The sequence below is a fragment of the Alteromonas sp. ABV2_168 genome, assembly GCF_056161165.1.
The window spans coordinates 1-461 of record NZ_JBSWYQ010000028.1 but is presented as its reverse complement, the minus strand read 5'-3'; the positions used below and the strand labels follow the sequence as shown (position 1 = coordinate 461).

The following is a 461-nucleotide window of genomic DNA, read 5'->3' as shown; positions in this document are numbered from 1 at the left end:
GCAGTAATACGTGGGCTAAAATCCGAGCGAAGCGACAGAGCCCACGTGTTACTGTCCCAGGGAGCTTGCGACCGACTTAATGTGATTGTTAGCCGCCAACCTGTGTGATGTGTAATAACTCACCTGACGGGCCCCACAAATAAAAAACCTTACCCCATGATTCTTGGGATATTGAAGTGATTTTCTGCTTAAGTCTAGACTCAGAGCATACCCGAAAAGCTTCATTGATGTCAGATACACAAATTTGAAGCATAAAGTTGCTGGCTAGCGATTCATCGTAAAAGCGCTGAAGAAAGAAAAGGCAGTCACCGTTTTGAAATAATGTGAGGTCGTCAGTTACATATTCAGAATCAAAACCAATTTCTGAGTAGAATGATTTTGATACTTCATAGTCTTTGCTTGGAATAAAAGCCTTTAGATCCGTTACGTCCATTGTACTTTCCATTTGGCTGCTAACACCC

1 protein-coding gene is annotated in these 461 nt (G+C 42.3%); it reads right to left on the bottom strand.

What is annotated here, in order from left to right; genetic code table 11:
- Positions 1–88: 88 nt before the first annotated feature.
- Positions 89–433, bottom strand: coding sequence for a VOC family protein (locus ACXAH4_RS20105; RefSeq protein ID WP_474846748.1), 345 nt, complete (start codon positions 431–433; stop codon positions 89–91).
- Positions 434–461 lie beyond the last annotated feature (28 nt).